Annotated in this window: 18 protein-coding genes; 15 read left to right on the top strand and 3 right to left on the bottom strand. The window is 43.9% G+C overall.

The genetic code is table 11. The annotated features are described in order from the left end of the window. Positions 1-15 precede the first annotated feature (15 nt). The 3 genes from nhaR (at position 16) to K0I73_RS19265 (ending at position 1,629) form a co-directional block, all read left to right on the top strand. Positions 16-924: a transcriptional activator NhaR gene (nhaR, locus tag K0I73_RS14030; RefSeq protein WP_220061689.1), complete on the top strand. Its 909-nt coding sequence runs from the start codon at positions 16-18 to the stop codon at positions 922-924. A gap of 74 nt (positions 925-998) precedes the next feature. Then, positions 999-1,238: an FAD assembly factor SdhE gene (locus K0I73_RS14025; RefSeq protein ID WP_220064394.1), complete on the top strand. Its 240-nt coding sequence runs from the start codon at positions 999-1,001 to the stop codon at positions 1,236-1,238. Next, complete coding sequence (locus K0I73_RS19265) at positions 1,171-1,629, top strand: protein YgfX (protein WP_350355260.1); 459 nt, start codon at positions 1,171-1,173, stop codon at positions 1,627-1,629. Before K0I73_RS14025 ends, K0I73_RS19265 begins: the two co-directional genes overlap by 68 nt. Before the next feature lie 7 nt (positions 1,630-1,636). On the opposite strand, the gene nadB is transcribed toward K0I73_RS19265, so the two are convergent. Further along, positions 1,637-3,247 carry an L-aspartate oxidase gene (nadB, locus tag K0I73_RS14015; RefSeq protein WP_220061688.1) on the bottom strand — a complete coding sequence of 537 codons (1,611 nt, stop codon included), beginning with the start codon at positions 3,245-3,247 and terminating at the stop codon, positions 1,637-1,639. Positions 3,248-3,447: 200 nt separating this feature from the next. On the opposite strand from nadB, the gene rpoE reads away from it, so the two are divergent. From rpoE to acpS, 11 genes are all read left to right on the top strand, one after another. Then, the gene (gene rpoE / locus K0I73_RS14010; RefSeq protein ID WP_220061687.1) at positions 3,448-4,026 is read left to right on the top strand and encodes an RNA polymerase sigma factor RpoE; all 579 of its coding nucleotides are present in this window, start codon (positions 3,448-3,450) and stop codon (positions 4,024-4,026) included. Positions 4,027-4,065: 39 nt separating this feature from the next. Beyond that, positions 4,066-4,671 carry a sigma-E factor negative regulatory protein gene (locus tag K0I73_RS14005; protein ID WP_220061686.1) on the top strand — a complete coding sequence of 202 codons (606 nt, stop codon included), beginning with the start codon at positions 4,066-4,068 and terminating at the stop codon, positions 4,669-4,671. 66 nt (positions 4,672-4,737) lie between these two features. Then, the gene (locus K0I73_RS14000; protein WP_220061685.1) at positions 4,738-5,670 is read left to right on the top strand and encodes a MucB/RseB C-terminal domain-containing protein; all 933 of its coding nucleotides are present in this window, start codon (positions 4,738-4,740) and stop codon (positions 5,668-5,670) included. Positions 5,671-5,677: 7 nt separating this feature from the next. Beyond that, complete coding sequence (locus K0I73_RS13995) at positions 5,678-6,136, top strand: SoxR reducing system RseC family protein (protein WP_220061684.1); 459 nt, start codon at positions 5,678-5,680, stop codon at positions 6,134-6,136. Between the two features lie 127 nt (positions 6,137-6,263). Then, entirely contained in the window at positions 6,264-8,054 is a 1,791-nt protein-coding gene (lepA, locus tag K0I73_RS13990) for a translation elongation factor 4 (RefSeq protein WP_220061683.1), read from the top strand. Positions 8,055-8,202: 148 nt separating this feature from the next. Beyond that, entirely contained in the window at positions 8,203-9,120 is a 918-nt protein-coding gene (gene lepB / locus K0I73_RS13985) for a signal peptidase I (protein WP_220061682.1), read from the top strand. 1 nt (position 9,121) lies between these two features. Next, positions 9,122-9,799, top strand: a complete 678-nt coding sequence (gene rnc, locus K0I73_RS13980) for a ribonuclease III (protein ID WP_220061681.1) — start codon at positions 9,122-9,124, stop codon at positions 9,797-9,799. Further along, the gene (era, locus tag K0I73_RS13975) at positions 9,796-10,788 is read left to right on the top strand and encodes a GTPase Era (protein WP_220061680.1); all 993 of its coding nucleotides are present in this window, start codon (positions 9,796-9,798) and stop codon (positions 10,786-10,788) included. Before rnc ends, era begins: the two co-directional genes overlap by 4 nt. 107 nt (positions 10,789-10,895) lie before the next feature. Beyond that, positions 10,896-11,591, top strand: coding sequence for a DNA repair protein RecO (recO, locus tag K0I73_RS13970; RefSeq protein WP_220061679.1), 696 nt, complete (start codon positions 10,896-10,898; stop codon positions 11,589-11,591). 108 nt (positions 11,592-11,699) lie between these two features. After that, positions 11,700-12,437 (top strand): pyridoxine 5'-phosphate synthase, encoded by a 738-nt coding sequence (gene pdxJ / locus K0I73_RS13965; protein WP_220061678.1) that lies wholly within the window; start codon positions 11,700-11,702, stop codon positions 12,435-12,437. A 124-nt stretch (positions 12,438-12,561) separates the two neighbouring features. Next, positions 12,562-12,960: a holo-ACP synthase gene (acpS, locus tag K0I73_RS13960; RefSeq protein ID WP_220061677.1), complete on the top strand. Its 399-nt coding sequence runs from the start codon at positions 12,562-12,564 to the stop codon at positions 12,958-12,960. A gap of 67 nt (positions 12,961-13,027) precedes the next feature. On the opposite strand, the gene K0I73_RS13955 is transcribed toward acpS, so the two are convergent. Continuing rightward, the gene (locus tag K0I73_RS13955) at positions 13,028-14,050 is read right to left on the bottom strand and encodes a sensor domain-containing diguanylate cyclase (protein ID WP_220061676.1); all 1,023 of its coding nucleotides are present in this window, start codon (positions 14,048-14,050) and stop codon (positions 13,028-13,030) included. Positions 14,051-14,453: 403 nt separating this feature from the next. Between K0I73_RS13955 and K0I73_RS13950 the strand changes: the two genes are divergently transcribed. Beyond that, positions 14,454-14,993: an Mpo1 family 2-hydroxy fatty acid dioxygenase gene (locus tag K0I73_RS13950; RefSeq protein ID WP_220061675.1), complete on the top strand. Its 540-nt coding sequence runs from the start codon at positions 14,454-14,456 to the stop codon at positions 14,991-14,993. 94 nt (positions 14,994-15,087) lie between these two features. On the opposite strand, the gene K0I73_RS13945 is transcribed toward K0I73_RS13950, so the two are convergent. Next, positions 15,088-16,371 carry an HlyC/CorC family transporter gene (locus K0I73_RS13945; protein ID WP_220061674.1) on the bottom strand — a complete coding sequence of 428 codons (1,284 nt, stop codon included), beginning with the start codon at positions 16,369-16,371 and terminating at the stop codon, positions 15,088-15,090. Positions 16,372-16,420 lie beyond the last annotated feature (49 nt).

The following is a 16,420-nucleotide window of genomic DNA, read 5'->3' as shown; positions in this document are numbered from 1 at the left end:
TTAAATAACGTATTAATGTTGCATCTTAATTACAATCATCTGTATTACTTTTGGATGGTACATAAAAAGGGCTCTGTCGCGAAGGCTGCAGAGACCCTTTGTTTGACTCCTCAAACAGTAACGGGTCAGATCCGAGTACTGGAACAGCGTTTAAAAGGGAGTCTATTTAAACGTGTTGGACGTTCCTTAGAGCCGACCGAATTAGGCGAGTTGGTGTTTCGTTACGCCGATAAGATGTTCAGTCTTAGCTATGAGATGCTCGATATTCTCAATTATCAAAAAGATAATAATATTCTTTTCGAAGTGGGTATCGCAGACGCGCTCTCTAAGGCACTGGCAAGCCGAGTGCTACTTACTGTTGTGCCGAGTGACGGCACAATGCAACTCGCCTGTTATGAGTCGACACATGAGAGTTTAATGGAGCGTTTGCGCGCCCATAAACTCGATATGATCTTATCTGATTGCGCGGGAGAGTCGTTAAAGTATCCTGAGATTTTGTCAAAAAAGTTAGGTGAATGTGGCGTTGGCTTCTTCTCATCAGAACTCTTCAGTCTGCCATTTCCCGCTTGCCTTGAGCAAGGCAAGCTGTTGATCCCTGGTAAGCGAACTTCACTTGGTCAACAATTACATCATTGGTTTGATGAAAATGGTTTGGATATCACAATATTGGGCGAATTTGATGACGCCGCGATGATGAAAGCCTTTGGTTATTTTAAGCAAGGGATATTTGTGGCGCCGTCGATTTATAAACAAGATATTTTAGCGCATGGTATGCATTTACTCGGTGAAACCACTGATATTAAAGAGGTATATCATGTGATGTTTGCAGAGCGGATGATTCAGCATCCCGCCGTGAAGCGACTATTGGAAACGGATTTTACCGATCTTTTTGACGGCAAAGATCTGCAGGTTCAATTGCTATAAAAGATGTAAGCGATTGATGTTGCTGGTACACTAGCGCCAACAGTAAATAAGGGAGAAGTTGTGTGTCTGAACCAATGAAGATTGCTAGAGTTCGGTGGGCATGCCGCCGCGGTATGTTAGAGCTTGATGTATTGTTTCAACCCTTTGTTGAGGCGCAGTATGAGTCACTCTCAAATGAAGATAAGGCGATATTTGTTCGTTTGTTAGAGTGTGAAGATCCAGAGTTGTTTGCCTGGTTCATGGGTCATGAAGAGTGCCCTGATCCTGAGCTGGCTAAGATGGTTGTTCAAGTCCGTGGTCGCCCAGCGCCATAATTTTTATCTTTGTGCTTCTTTTGAACAGCGATTATCGTTGGTCATCTTTGCGGCTGTATGTCTAAGTTCCTTCTTAGCCTGGCCGCCGCTTTCCCCGCTATGGTTTGTACTTATTAAGTGGTTTGTTATCACTTTAGTATGCTGCTTTTTTATCTATCAATGGTTCAGTTTAAAGCACTGGCACTTAAATTTTTGGCTCGATGAGTCAGGCAAGGGTGCTTTCGTGGATAGAGAGAAAAACTATCTGTTAAAACGCTTGTGGATTAGCCCGTTTGTCGTGTTATTTCAAATGAGGGCGGAGCAAGAAAAGCATCTCATCATTGTTTGGCGAGACATGTTAGACGACACAAGTTATCGTCACTTGTGTCGTCTGCTACTGCGCTTTGGCTAGTAAAATCTTAGTCCGGCAGCAGTATGGTCGGTAGCGGATTATTACTCTTATTTGGGTGGTCGATGTTGTAATGTAAGCCGCGACTCTCTTTACGCTCCATTGCACAACGTATAATCAGTTCGGCTACTTGGACTAAGTTTCTCAGCTCAAGTAAGTTATTACTAACCCTGAAATTACTATAATACTCTTGGATTTCCTGCTGCAGCATGGTGCAGCGTCTCATTGCGCGTTCAAGACGTTTATCAGAGCGCACAATGCCAACATAATCCCACATAAAGAGTCTGAGCTCGTGCCAGTTATGGGCGATAACAACCTCTTCATCAGAGTTTGATACTTGGCTTTCATCCCAAGCCGGTAAGTCGTTAGGCATGGGGATTTTAGCCAGTTGGCTTTCGATATCTTCCCCTGCAGCTCTTGCAAATACCAAACATTCTAACAATGAGTTACTCGCTAAACGGTTAGCACCATGAAGACCTGTATAGGCAACCTCACCAATGGCATATAGACCGTTAAGGTCGGTTTGACCATGCAGATCTGTCATCACTCCGCCGCAGGTATAATGTGCAGCTGGTACGACAGGGATCGGGTCTTTAGTAATATCTATCCCTAACTCTAAACAACGTTTATAGATAGTGGGGAAATGTTTAATCACAAATTCGGCTGGCTTGTGGGTAATATCGAGATAAACGCAATCTGAACCCAGACGCTTCATCTCATAATCTATCGCGCGAGCAACGATGTCGCGTGGTGCTAATTCACCGCGTTCATCGAAGTCTGGCATAAAACGACTGCCATCTGGGCGGCGTAAATAAGCGCCTTCACCTCTTAATGCTTCGGTCAATAGGAAGTTACGCGCATCAGCATGATACAAACAAGTGGGATGGAACTGGTTAAATTCCATATTGGCAACACGGCAACCTGAGCGCCAAGCCATGGCAATACCGTCTCCCGATGCTATATCTGGGTTTGAGGTATATTGATACACCTTAGATGACCCACCAGTAGCTAGCGCGACAAAGCGTGCTTTTACGGTTTCGACATGCTCTTCATTGCGGTTCCAAACATAGGCGCCAAGTACACGGTTACCCGGGCGGTTTAACTTGCGAGTGGTAATCAGATCGATGGCGTTATAGCGTTCGAGCACTTGGATATTTGGATGATTAAGTGCGCGTTCTTGCAGTGTAACTTGTACTTCTTTACCCGTTGCGTCGGCAGCATGCAGAATACGTCTATGGCTGTGACCACCTTCACGGGTTAGATGATAAGGGGCTTTGCTGGTATCACCATCGGTTGTTTCCTCTTTATCAAAGGCCACCCCGCAGTGAATTAGCCACTCCATTGCACTCTTAGCGTTTTCGGCGGTAAATGTGACAACCTGCTCATCACATAGCCCTGCGCCAGCCACTAGCGTATCGGCGACATGGGATTCAATGGTATCCTCTTCATCGAAGACGGAGGCTATACCGCCTTGAGCGTAATAGGTTGATCCTTCGCTAAGGGGTCCCTTGGAGAGTAAGATAACTTTCGTTTTTTCAGCCAGATGCAATGCTAAAGTTAGACCTGCAGCACCGCTACCGATAACCAAAACGTCAGATTGGTGTTCAACTACTTGTTTCATCGGGTATCATGGGTAAGTTATGCGAGTATCGTCTATGGTAAACCAAGACTGAAATTATGGATACAGGCAAAGCCTTAGAAAATAAATTCATAATTCGCAAATTTTTTTAGAACTTTTTCGGTATAGGCTAGTCTACATATGTGAATATGATTCGAGCGACTGAGAAATCAGCATTTTAGATTTAGGAGTAGTCGGCTCGGATGAGTGGACAAATAAGCGATCAACAGTTAGTTGAGCGAGTACAGCAAGGAGATAAGAACGCTTTTAACCTGCTGGTACAGAAGTACCAGAGTAAAGTTATTAATCTGATTGCACGTTATGTGCGTAATCAGGCTGATGTGGCAGATGTTGCTCAAGAGGCATTTATTAAAGCCTATCGTGCACTGCCAAACTTTAGAGGTGAAAGTGCTTTTTACACTTGGTTGTACCGTATCGCAGTTAATACTGCGAAAAATCATTTAGTGGCACAAGGCAGGAGAACACCTGCAAACGATGTCGATGCCGAAGAGGCCGAATACTACGATGGTAGCGATGCGCTTAAAGAGTTTGCCTCTCCAGAGCGCCTAATGTTATCGGAAGAGATCCGCAAAGTGGTGTTTGATACGTTAGATACTTTGCCAGAAGAATTGAAAATGGCTATCTCGTTACGAGAACTCGATGGGATGAGTTATGAAGAGATTGCCAATGTGATGGAATGTCCGGTTGGCACCGTAAGATCTCGAATCTTCCGTGCCCGTGAAGCCATCGACAAGCAGTTGCAGCCTTTGCTGGAACGATGAAAGTTTTATCTCAGTACATTAATCTTATATGGGTGATAAATGGATAAATTAGGTCAGGAATGGGTATCCGCTGCCGTCGACGGTGAAGTCGATGAGCAGGTGTTAGCTGAATTAGCGGCTGATACGGATTCACATCAACAGTGGCATGATTATCATATGATAGGCGATGCTATGCGCGGCGAGTTGCCAAAGATGATCGATCTCGATCTCTGTGCCAACATTGCTGCCGCACTTGAAGATGAACCTACAATTGTTGCACCAAAGCGAGTCGAAGTAAGAGAAGCTGCTACGACGCGTAAGTTGGCCAATGTTATCCCTATGTTTAAGCAGTTTGGTCAATATGCTATTGCAGCCAGTGTTGCGCTAGTTGCTGTGGTTGGAGTGCAAAATTATAACCAGTCTCCTGAGTTAGATGCCTCGCCATTGCCAGTGCTCAATACGCGTCCTTTAATTGGTAGTGCCTCTCCAGTGAGCCTGCAAACAGGTCCTGTGCAACAGAGTCAAAGTTATACCAATGAGCGAGTGATGGAACAACGTCACCGTATAAATACGTATATTCAAGATCATATGTTGCAACAAAGATTGAATAATAGTGCAAATATAGACGACAATAGCGATACGACACCGATCCCGGTTAATCACTAAAAGCTATTGGTACCGATCACTGCTGTTATAATCATTCTGATGGTCGGTCTTTTTTAAGGAGTTAGCTTGCGTCTTATCTGGTTGGCCCTGTTAGTTCTCGCGCTTCCCGTGACCGCACGGGAAGATATGTCAGCTAAAGCTTGGTTAGAAAATATGAGCCAAGCTTTGCAGACTCAAGAATTCAAAATGTCTTTGATCCATTTACAATCGGATCATATTCGCCCCCTAGTGTATATTCATGGTCAAGTTGAAGATCAAGAAGTTGCCTTCTTAGAACATCTCAATGGGCCGCCCAAAAATGCTGTTAGAGTGGGCTCTAAAGTGACGTTCATTGAGCACGATCAACCGGCATATAGTGTTGAGGCCGATAGGATTCAAGGGGTTCTCCCTCCAGCATTTGCAGGCAATATCAGTGCGCTAGAAGAGGGCTATCAATTTGTCCTCGGTGGTCGTAGCCGATTAGCGGGTCGTCCTGGACAGTTAGTGCGTATTATTCCAAATGACGAAAACCGTTACGGCTATCAAGTATGGTTAGATATGGATACATATTTACCGCTGCGATATGACATGCTCAATTTGGATAAACAGCTGCTGGAACAGATACTCGTGGTTGAGCTCATAGTTCTCGATGATGCCCCCTCTATTTTGCGTGAAGCCTATAAGGCTGAATGGCCCGAGGTGATGCCGCAGCCCCAGCGCGAAAAGGCTGATAATTGGCAGTTTAAATGGTTACCTCAAGGTTTTAAGATTTTGGTTAGAGATAACCATAGATTAATTGGCAGTCACGAAGCGGTTGAATATATTGCCCTAAGCGATGGCATGACTCACATATCTGTTTATGTTGCTCGCGCTGGTGAGACGGCAATGCCGGAAGAGTTAATGACTCGTAATGGTTTATCGTTAGCGAGCGAACGTGTGGGTAATGCCGAAGTTGTTGCGGTGGGTAAAGTCCCTGCCGAAACGTTAAGCCGAATAGCAAAGAGTCTCACAATAGAGTGATAGCAAGATGATGGAAGAGGTCGCCACTGTTATTCGCAGTGGCAATGACGGTTGGGTAATCGTTGAGGTAAAAGTTAAAAATGCCTGTAACCATTGTGATAACAATGAGTCTTGTGGCACTTCTGCGGTATCAAAAGCCTTCTCACCTAAAGTACAGCGTTTTTCTGTACCCTCAAATGAGCAGTATCAAGCTGGCGAGTTACTTAAGCTTGGTCTTCCTGAAAGCGTGATTTTAAAAGCGGCTGCAATCGTCTATTTGCTTCCTTTAGCCGGTTTGTTTGTTGGTGCAGGTTTTGGCCAGCTTTTCATGCCATTGCTAGATGTCGCTGCTAGTGATGGATTAACTATTGGGTTTGCTCTGCTAGGAGCTACAGCTGCGTGGCGTGTTGGTCGACGCTGGGCTAAGGTATTAGAGCAAAATAGTCAGCCAGTGATCATCGCTCGTCTCGGTCGTAGTTTGGTGTAGTTTATTTCGTTCTCAACACGCTAATATTTACTTTCTCTTTGTGATTCCAATTGGTATTAGGTTGGTGATCGGGTACAATTCGGCACTTTTAGATAATTTTCAACTTCGAGTTTAGTCATTTCGCATAATGAAGCATATTAGAAACTTTTCGATTATTGCCCATATTGATCATGGCAAATCAACCCTTTCTGACCGTCTTATTCAAGAATGCGGTGGCTTGTCTAACCGTGAGATGGCGGCGCAAGTATTGGATTCAATGGATCTTGAGCGTGAGCGCGGTATTACCATTAAGGCTCAGAGTGTAACGCTCGATTATAAAGCCAAAGATGGTGAAACTTACCAGCTTAACTTTATTGATACTCCTGGCCATGTGGATTTCTCCTATGAGGTTTCACGCTCGCTAGCGGCATGTGAAGGCGCGCTGCTCGTGGTCGATGCGGGTCAAGGTGTGGAGGCTCAGACCTTAGCAAACTGTTATACCGCATTAGAGATGGACCTGGATGTTGTTCCGGTATTAAACAAGATTGACCTTCCTCAAGCTGATCCTGAGCGTGTTGCTGAAGAGATTGAAGATATCGTCGGTATTGAAGCGACCGATGCGGTTCGCTGCTCTGCTAAAACGGGTTTAGGTATCACAGATGTTCTTGAAACTATCGTAGCTCAAATTCCTCCTCCAGAGGGAGATCCAGAAGCGCCGCTACAAGCACTAATTATTGACTCATGGTTTGATAGCTATCTCGGTGTTGTATCGTTAGTGCGTATCAAGCACGGCAAACTCAAAAAAGGCGATAAGTTTAAGGTGATGTCTACAGGACAAACCCATACAGCTGATCGTGTGGGTATATTCACACCAAAACAAACCGACACAGGAGCACTAAATACTGGTGAAGTTGGCTTTGTTATCGCGGGAATTAAAGAGATCCACGGCGCACCAGTTGGTGATACGTTAACCTTGGCAAAAAATGGTGCTGAAAAGCCCTTACCTGGCTTTAAAAAGGTAAAGCCTCAGGTTTATGCGGGTGTATTTCCAATATCTACCGATGATTATGAAAACTTCCGTGATGCGCTTAATAAATTAAGTCTTAATGATGCCTCTTTGTTCTTCGAGCCTGAAACATCATCAGCACTTGGCTTTGGTTTCCGTATTGGTTATCTCGGTCTACTGCACATGGAGATCATTCAAGAGCGTTTAGAGCGCGAATATAATCTTGATCTGATCACCACTGCACCAACAGTAGTTTATGAGGTGGTAACGACGAAGGGGGAAACCATCTACGTTGATAACCCATCTGATCTTCCTGCGATGAATAACATCGAAGAGATGCGTGAACCAATTGTTGAAACAAACATTCTGGTACCTAAAGAGTATTTAGGTAACGTGATCACCCTTTGCGTTGAAAAGCGTGGTGTACAAACCAATATGGTGTATCACGGCAATCAAGTGGCAATCACTTATGATATGCCGATGGCTGAAGTGGTCATGGACTTCTTTGACCGTTTGAAGTCAACCAGTCGTGGTTATGCGTCGCTTGAATATAACTTTAAGCGTTTTGAACCTGCCGATATGGTGCGTTTAGATGTGTTAATTAATGGCGATCGCGTCGATGCGCTTGCGATGATTTTACATAAGACTAATGTGCGTTATCAGGGCTTGGCGCTTGTGAATAAGATGAAAGAGCTTATTCCAAGACAGATGTTTGATATTGCGATTCAGGCGGCTATTGGTAGTCAGATTATTGCTCGTTCTTCTGTGAAGGCATTACGTAAAGACGTGACGGCTAAATGTTACGGCGGCGACGTATCGCGTAAGAAGAAACTGCTTAACAAGCAGAAAGAGGGTAAGAAACGCATGAAGCAGGTTGGTAATGTGGAAGTACCACAAGAAGCCTTCCTTGCGGTACTCAAGCTCAACGAATAATCACTATTTCGTTAATAATTGTTAATAGTGATAGATATTAGGCGCCGCGGTTTGCGGCGCTTTCTTTGTTACAGTATAAATGAGCTATTAAGGCGTCAGACAGGTTAGTCTGATGCTGATATTCTTATTTCTCAGGAGTTAGTTAGCTATGGCAGCTTATTTTTCCCTCATTTTGGTATTGGTGACACTCAGTAGCGGTTTGATCTGGCTGTTCGACGCGATCGTGCTTGCACCTAAGCGCCAGCAGAAGCTCGCTATTGCACAAGCCTCTCAGGCTAATATTAGTGAAGAAAGCGCTGAAAAAATTGTTCGTGAATCGGCGATTGTTGAAACCTCGCGTTCCATTTTTCCAGTTATCGCTTTTGTATTGATTTTACGATCCTTTATCTATGAACCGTTTCAAATTCCCTCGGGGTCGATGATGCCTACATTGTTAGTGGGCGATTTTATCTTAGTTGAGAAGTTCAGCTACGGATTAAAAGACCCCGTCTGGCGCAGTAAGTTGGTTGAAACTGGCAAGCCTGAGCGTGGCGATGTTGCGGTATTCAAGTATCCAGAGAACCCTCAGATTGATTACATTAAACGAGTGATAGGTCTGCCTGGGGATCGTATTGTTTATCGTAATAAAGATCTTTATATCCAAAAAGCGTGCGCAGAAGGCGAAACGACTTGTCCTAAGCTTGAGAAAATTGAGCGTGTCGGTGTTAACCAAGGCGAGTTTAGCCAAGATAATATCCCGCTATTACGCTACAAAGAGCAGTTAGGTGACGTGACACACGATATCTTGATTAACCCTGGACGAGGTGAACCCACTTCTTACTATTTCCGCGAAAACAATCTGGCCGTGGGTGAGTTTATCGTACCTGAAGGTCAATATTTTATGATGGGTGATAACCGCGATAATAGTACCGACTCGCGTTTTTGGGGATTTGTGCCCGAAGCTAACTTGGTAGGCAAAGCGGTGGCTATTTGGATTAGCTTCGAGTTTGACCGCAGCAAGAGCGATTTCTTGCCAACATGGATCCCAACGGGTGTGCGTTTTAATCGTGTAGGCGGAATTGTGTAATATGGAACCGATTAAAAACCTGCCGCGTTTATGCCGAACATTAGGCCATGAGTTCAATAAGCTAAGTCTTTTAGAGCAAGCGTTGACTCACAGAAGTGCTGCAAGCAAACACAATGAACGTCTTGAATTTTTAGGTGATTCTATTCTGTCTATTGTGATCTCGGATGCTTTGTATCATCAGTTTCCAAAGGCGACTGAAGGTGACTTGAGTCGTATGCGAGCGACGTTAGTGTGCGGCAAAATGTTAGCTGAAATAGCTAAAGAATTTAAGCTAGGAGATTACCTTAAACTCGGTCCTGGCGAGCTTAAGAGTGGTGGATTTCGCCGTGAATCCATTTTAGCTGATGCGGTCGAAGCGATTATTGGTGCTATCTATCTCGATGCCGATCTCGAAGCTTGTCGAGTATTAGTTTTAAATTGGTATAAGACGCGATTGGCGGTCATTGAGCCGATTAATCAAAAAGATCCCAAAACCCTGCTGCAGGAACACCTGCAGGGCTTTAAAAAACCTCTACCTGTATACAAGGTTGTCAATATTAGCGGAGAGGCTCACGCGCAAACTTTTACAGTTGAATGTAAAATTGAGCAATTAGATAAAGCGGTAGTTGGTATCGCCAACTCCCGTAGAAAAGCGGAGCAGATTGCCGCAGCAGAAGTTTTGGAGCGTATTAAACGATGAGTGATCCTAAAAAGCCGCAAGGCAGCAACGAACCTAGTTTAGACGAGCTACTCGCTCGGATGAACAGCGGTGCGAGTGGCAGCCAACATGCGGTCACTTACTGTGGTATGGTTGCCATTGTTGGCCGCCCAAATGTGGGGAAGTCGACACTACTCAACAAGCTTTTAGGGCAAAAAATTTCAATCACCTCTAAGAAGCCGCAAACTACACGTCACCGTATCATGGGGATTCATACCGATGGTCCCCGCCAGGTGGTGTTTATCGACACGCCTGGTTTGCATATTGAAGAGAAGCGCGCGATTAACCGTTTAATGAACCGCGCCGCTTCGAGCTCCCTTGCTGAGGTGAGTCTGGTTGTTTTTGTTGTCGATGGTCTTAACTGGACCGCCGACGATGAGATGGTGCTTAAGAAGCTTCAAAGCCGTGATGATGGCCGTAAAACCGTGTTAGCCATCAACAAAGTCGATAATATCAAAGACAAAGAGGCGCTATTTCCGCATTTGCAGGAGCTTGCGGCGAAATTTGAGTTTGATGAAATTTTGCCTATATCAGCGACTCAAGGCACAAATGTGCAGCGTATTATGGATATGGCGGTTGAGTCTGTTCCAGAGTCGCCTTTCTATTTCCCAGAAGACTATGTTACCGATCGCTCTCAAAAGTTTATGGCATCAGAAATTGTGCGTGAAAAGCTGATGCGCTTTTTGGGCGATGAATTGCCTTACGATGCAACGGTTGAGATTGAGCAGTTTAAGATGATGGAAAATGGCGTTTATCAAATTAATGCCTTGATCTTAGTTGAGCGTGAAACCCAAAAGCGTATGGTGATTGGTAATAAGGGTGAACGTATTCGCACTATTGCAACTCAAGCGCGGCTCGATATGGAAGTCTTATTCGATAACAAGGTGTTCCTAGAGGTTTGGGTCAAGGTTAAATCTGGTTGGGCTGATGATGAGCGTGCGTTAAGATCATTAGGCTATGGCGAAGATTAACCATAAGTAGCTTGATAGTCTGAGGCCGAGATGATGGATTGCAACAAGGTTTGCAGTTTATTATCTTGGCCTTTATTGTAATTATGATTATAAGCGAGCGAGGATAGATGCTGCGGGGCTATGTGTTACATACTCGTCCTTACAAAGAGTCGAGCGTTCTCGTTAATTTATTGGTCGATGGTCAAGGACGCATCGATTGTGTTGCGCGTCTTGGTAGTGGCAAGTCATCAATTAAGAGTATTCTTCAGCCATTTCAACCTCTGCTGTTTCAACTTTCTGGTCGCAGTAGCCTGAAAAATTTGTATCAAGTCGAAGCTGCAAGCCCTGCTGTGCCAATAAGTGGCGAAGTTAGCTTTGCCGGATTCTACTTAAATGAATTATTGGTGCGTTGTCTATCTGTTGAACACGGCGCTGAGCAGCTATTTTTTACTTATCATAAAACCTTGATGGCAATGGCGGCGGGATTTAATCAGGCGCAACTAAGGTCATTTGAAATTGAACTACTCAAAGAGCTGGGAGTGATGCCATCTTTAACACTGGATGTGACACAATCTCCTATCGAGGCTGATTTCTATTACCGCCTGTTATCGGAAGAGGGCTTTTCTACTGCACTTGGGCCTAAATCTAATCACTATAGTGGTGAGTTGCTGTTGGCTTTAGAGACTGATAAATTGCAAGAGTCTGATTTTAAACAGGCCAAACTATTAATGAGGCAACTGCTCTCGGTCGTGCTTGGCGATAAACCACTCAAGTCGCGGGCCTTGTTTAATAAAGGCATCAAAAAATCATCTTATAGCAAGTAATTTGCTTGCCTCTGGTGCAGTTTCAACTGGTTTTTCCCTTGTGGCTTAGTACAATAAGCGCCAACCAATCTACAATCACTTAATATTCTTAAAGGTTAAGGACATACCATGGGCCGTATTCATTTGGGCGTTAATATCGATCACATTGCAACCTTACGTCAGGCTCGTGGTACTAGCTATCCAGATCCTGTCCATGCCGCAGCAGTCGCGGAGCATGCGGGGGCTGAAGGTATTACCGTGCATCTACGTGAAGATCGACGTCATATCTGCGATCGCGATATTTATCTGCTCGCTAAGACGATTAAGACGCGGATGAATTTTGAAATGGCTGTGACCGATGAGATGCTCGATATCGCCTGTGAAGTTAAACCTACTTATGTGTGTTTAGTGCCTGAAAAACGTGAAGAGTTGACCACTGAGGGAGGCCTGGATGTTGCTGGGCAACAGGATAAGATCCGCGCCGCTGTTTGCCGTTTGGCTGCGCAGGGCATTAAGGTTTCGCTATTTATCGATGCCGATAAAACACAAATCGATGCCACTGTTGCCGTAGGCGCCCCTGTGATTGAGTTACATACAGGCTGTTATGCCGACGCCGAGACCGATGAAGACCAAGCTAAAGAGCTTGCGCGTATTACAGAGATGGCCACGTACGCCCATGGTAAGGGATTAGTGGTTAACGCTGGTCATGGGCTCCATTATCACAATGTGAAGCCTATAGCCGCGATCCCAGAGCTTTATGAGCTTAATATTGGTCACGCGATCATCGCACGAGCATCTATCGATGGTTTAGACACTGCTGTACGTGATATGAAACAATTAATGATTGAAGGGCGTAACGGCGAGTAAATTACTCGAAGTTGGGCTACACGCTACGAGCTACGGGCAACTAGTCGCTTGCTAAGAGTGAGCAATATTTTCGTTCTGTGTTGAGTATTGAGCACGCTGCGGTTCAATTTTTTAAGGAATTGTCATGATTGTCGGTTTAGGTACAGATATCGTTGAAATTGAACGTATTGAACAAAAGGTACCTCAAGCGGGCGATCATGATGCGCTCGCTCAATGTCGCTTGGCCAAGCGGGTGCTAACCCCCTTTGAGTTTTCGATTTTTATTAACGCTACCCAACCGGGACGCTATCTAGCTAAACGTTTTGCAGCCAAAGAGGCTGCCGCTAAGGCGTTAGGTACAGGGATCGGCCGTGGTGTATCGTTTCAGCATATTGAGATAAGTAATGATGCTAACGGCGCGCCTCTAGCGAGTTTTAATGCTGGTGCCTCAGAGCGATTAACAGTGTTAGGTGGTGTTAAAGCCCATCTGTCCATTGCCGATGAAAAACATTATGCCACCGCGACTGTGATTATTGAGTCATAGCGGAAATTTGAATTAAACTTATCTGTATTTTTTATTCTTATAGATAAATCGGTGGGTTTTAGGGGATTTAACCGCTTTCGATTCGATTGCGACCGTTTCTTTTGGCTTGATATAGTGAGTTATCAATACGCTGAAAGACGGCTTCTATTGAGTCTGTACTGTTACATTCGGTTACGCCAAAACTGCAGCTAATATATAAATTGGGTTCGAACTCATATTGGCTGATGGTGCTTCGTAATTTCTCTGTCACCTCTAGTGCGTTTTCTAGTGTTATTTCGGGAAATATAATAACAAATTCTTCACCACCCCATCGAGCGAAGCAGTCTTGCTCTCTAATATTTTTAGAGACTAGCCGACAGAGCTTTTGCAGAATAAGATCGCCTTTATTGTGACCGTAGGTGTCGTTGATATTTTTGAATAAATCGATGTCAAAAATAGCCAGCGACAACGGATGATTATATCGTTTTGAACGCAAGATCTCTTTGGTTAATTCGACTTCAAAGCTTCTTCTATTGGCGATAGAGGTGAGCGGATCAATATTGGATAGCAGGGCAACTTGCTTGATCTTATCTTCAAGTTGCTGATTTTTTAGTTTAAGTTCGTTGGCATTTATCTTGATCAAATTCTCTAATGACATTGTGCCTTTTTGTGCCATCTCTTTTAGTTTATCGGCTTCTTGTGCTGCTAATTTCTCATCATGAATATTCTGATGAACGCCAATCATTCTCGCAACTGTGCCGTCAGCCTTATAAGTCTGGATCTTGGCATGATCCAATATCCATAAGTAAGTATCATCGGATTTTTTACAACGGTATTCGATCCGGTATTGATTAGACTCGCCATTGATATACTGCTCAAAGTGGGTCATCACTCTGTTATAGTCATCTGGATGAATGATGTTTTCCCATGTAAACACATTCTCTTGCAAGGATTTTTCATCGTAACCTAACATGCGATACCAGCCTGGACTTCTTATTACTATCCCAGTATTGGCGTTCCAGTCCCAAGTCCCTTCCGCTATCAGATCTAGAATGGCGTTGAGTGTGATGTCAGATTCGGCAAGGGTGTTATGCTTATAGGTATTTTCCATAGAATACTGATATGAGATCGGCTTTGTTTTTCTTTAATATAGTTGAAGCAACCAACATAAAACAGTGATCTTTCCGTTTTGTTATTTTTAGCCTTGCTCGAGGGAGATTTTAGCAAGGTGCTGAATTTTTTGATGATAACTGGGGATTCATTCTTCGGGAAATTATTTGAATCTTGAGTCTATGATTTAAACGGTAAATGAACTAGGTTAGAGAATAATAAAAAAAAGGTGCCAATTGAGACTCTCATAGATGAAGTCGGGACAGGGTAAATGTTTGAATCGCCGAAACAGTTATTCATGTGAGACGATCTAGCCTCTTCATCTTGATTGGGTTATTTCGTTTAAACCCCTTGCCTGCAATTGCTCATAATAAAAACAAATTCATAATATAAGGGAATACAGCATGAAATCCGCAGTAGAACAGCTAGCAACCTATAAGAGTGTTCACCTGAATCCGACCAATATTAAGACACATTTTGTTGGGATACCTCTGATTATCTGGTCGGCATTTTTGATGATAAACACTATTCCAATTAATTTTTTAGTCCTTGAGGATTCAGGCTTTGTATTCAACGTTGCCGGACTATTTGCCGTTGGTGTGCTCATTTACTATGTTAAGTTGCATGTGAAATTAGCCATAGGATTGTTACTCTTTATCTTACCTGTATTGTACAGCTCATACTTGGTTTCTAAATTGGACAGTGTTTGGATGATTGCTATTGGTATCTTTGTTGTTGGCTGGGTATTTCAGCTAATAGGGCACAAGTATGAAAAGGCGAAGCCTGCGTTTATCGATGATTTGAATCAGTTGTTAATCGGCCCGTTTTTCTTGATGGCAGAGGTTTATTTTATGCTGGGATTGGAGTCAGAGTTGGATAAAGAGATCACGCCGTTGGCGATAGAAAAGAGACGTAGTTTGACAAAATTAACTGCCGCTAACTAACGTCGCAGCAAACCTGTAAGCAAAAACACAGTAAGTTAAACAAATCGATTAGACAGTAAAAAGGCGCTATAAAGTGCCTTTTTACTATTTTAATTTAGCGCTTGTTGGCCTTTGGCGCTTTATAGTGCTGCGGTATCACTCTTACCGTTTTAACCATGTTTTCACCCACTTCGATGACTTCCAGAGGATAGCCAAATATCCGCATTGAGGTGCTAGGTTCTGGGATATCTTCAAGATATTCTATGATGAGGCCATTAAGGGTCTTTGGTCCATCAATTGGAAAATTCCAACCCATCTCTTTATTTAATTCGCGAATGTTAATGGTCGCATCGATTAAATAACTGCCGTCAGGTTGCTTATTGATATCTTCACTTGGGGTGGTGATCATAGATGTGGTGAAGTCACCCACAATCTCTTCGAGAATATCTTCTAGTGTCACTAAGCCCTGGATATCGCCATATTCATCTACGACCAGTCCTATACGCTCTTTATTGCGCTGGAAGTTTGCCAGTTGTACGTTAAGCGGTGTGCCTTCTGGTACAAAGTAGATCTCTTTTACGGCGCGAAGTAGGGAAGACTTACTAAATTGCTCTTTAGACTGCAGGCGAAGTGCATCGCGAAGATGAACAAAACCCACCGCATCATCGATAGTATCCCGATAGAGTAGTACGCGAGTATGCGGACTTTGGATCACTTGCTTATTAATGCTTTTGAAGTTGTCATTAATATTGATGGCATAAAGATCTGAGCGCGGGATCATGATGTCTTCGACGGTGACTTTTTCAAGATCCATAATCGATAGTAGCATCTCCTGATGTCGCCTTGGGATCAGCGCTCCAGCTTCATGTACAACGGTTCTTAGTTCTTCTTGGCTTAATGCATCATCTTCTTTTACTGAACGAATACCCAAAATATGCAAGAAAGTCGACGTGATGAAGTTAACGATTTTGACGAGCGGCGAGAGTAGAACTAACAGTATCTTCAGCAGCACACTCGATGGAAAAGCGATACGTTCAGGGTGCAGTGCTGCAACGGTTTTAGGGGTAACCTCTGCAAAGACTAATACCACGAGTGTGAGAACTCCTGTCGCGATCGCCACGCCAACATCGCCAAATAGTCTTATACCGACAATCGTCGCAATTGCTGATGCAAGGATATTGACTAGGTTATTGCCAATTAGGATGAGGCCAATAAGGCGATCGGGTCTATCGAGTAATTTTATCGCTCTTTTAGCCCCTTTATGACCATTATTGGCTAAGTGACGTAATCGATAGCGGTTGAGTGACATCATCGCTGTCTCAGAGCCTGAGAAGTAGGCTGAGATAATGATAAGCACGAATAAAATTATTAGAAGTACGCTGGTGGATATTGCGTCCAAACAGTGGCCCCGCTTTGGCGATAGTAAGAAAATTGCTGTAAGAAGTAGT

Origin of the sequence: Shewanella mesophila (assembly GCF_019457515.1) — a bacterium.
Classification (GTDB): Bacteria; Pseudomonadota; Gammaproteobacteria; order Enterobacterales; family Shewanellaceae; genus Shewanella; species Shewanella mesophila.
The sequence above is the reverse complement of the archived record's forward strand: the minus strand, read 5'-3'. Positions and strand labels throughout refer to the sequence as shown.

Bases quoted from the DNA above. Each gene is read 5' to 3' on its own strand.
- nhaR (WP_220061689.1), top strand. From the start codon at position 16: ATGTTGCATCTTAATTACAATCATCTGTATTACTTTTGGATGGTACAT.
- K0I73_RS14025 (WP_220064394.1), top strand. From the start codon at position 999: ATGAAGATTGCTAGAGTTCGGTGGGCATGCCGCCGCGGTATGTTAGAG.
- K0I73_RS19265 (WP_350355260.1), top strand. From the start codon at position 1,171: ATGAAGAGTGCCCTGATCCTGAGCTGGCTAAGATGGTTGTTCAAGTCC.
- nadB (WP_220061688.1), bottom strand. From the start codon at position 3,247: ATGAAACAAGTAGTTGAACACCAATCTGACGTTTTGGTTATCGGTAGC.
- rpoE (WP_220061687.1), top strand. From the start codon at position 3,448: ATGAGTGGACAAATAAGCGATCAACAGTTAGTTGAGCGAGTACAGCAA.
- K0I73_RS14005 (WP_220061686.1), top strand. From the start codon at position 4,066: ATGGATAAATTAGGTCAGGAATGGGTATCCGCTGCCGTCGACGGTGAA.
- K0I73_RS13995 (WP_220061684.1), top strand. From the start codon at position 5,678: ATGATGGAAGAGGTCGCCACTGTTATTCGCAGTGGCAATGACGGTTGG.
- lepA (WP_220061683.1), top strand. From the start codon at position 6,264: ATGAAGCATATTAGAAACTTTTCGATTATTGCCCATATTGATCATGGC.
- lepB (WP_220061682.1), top strand. From the start codon at position 8,203: ATGGCAGCTTATTTTTCCCTCATTTTGGTATTGGTGACACTCAGTAGC.
- rnc (WP_220061681.1), top strand. From the start codon at position 9,122: ATGGAACCGATTAAAAACCTGCCGCGTTTATGCCGAACATTAGGCCAT.
- era (WP_220061680.1), top strand. From the start codon at position 9,796: ATGAGTGATCCTAAAAAGCCGCAAGGCAGCAACGAACCTAGTTTAGAC.
- recO (WP_220061679.1), top strand. From the start codon at position 10,896: ATGCTGCGGGGCTATGTGTTACATACTCGTCCTTACAAAGAGTCGAGC.
- pdxJ (WP_220061678.1), top strand. From the start codon at position 11,700: ATGGGCCGTATTCATTTGGGCGTTAATATCGATCACATTGCAACCTTA.
- acpS (WP_220061677.1), top strand. From the start codon at position 12,562: ATGATTGTCGGTTTAGGTACAGATATCGTTGAAATTGAACGTATTGAA.
- K0I73_RS13955 (WP_220061676.1), bottom strand. From the start codon at position 14,050: ATGGAAAATACCTATAAGCATAACACCCTTGCCGAATCTGACATCACA.
- K0I73_RS13950 (WP_220061675.1), top strand. From the start codon at position 14,454: ATGAAATCCGCAGTAGAACAGCTAGCAACCTATAAGAGTGTTCACCTG.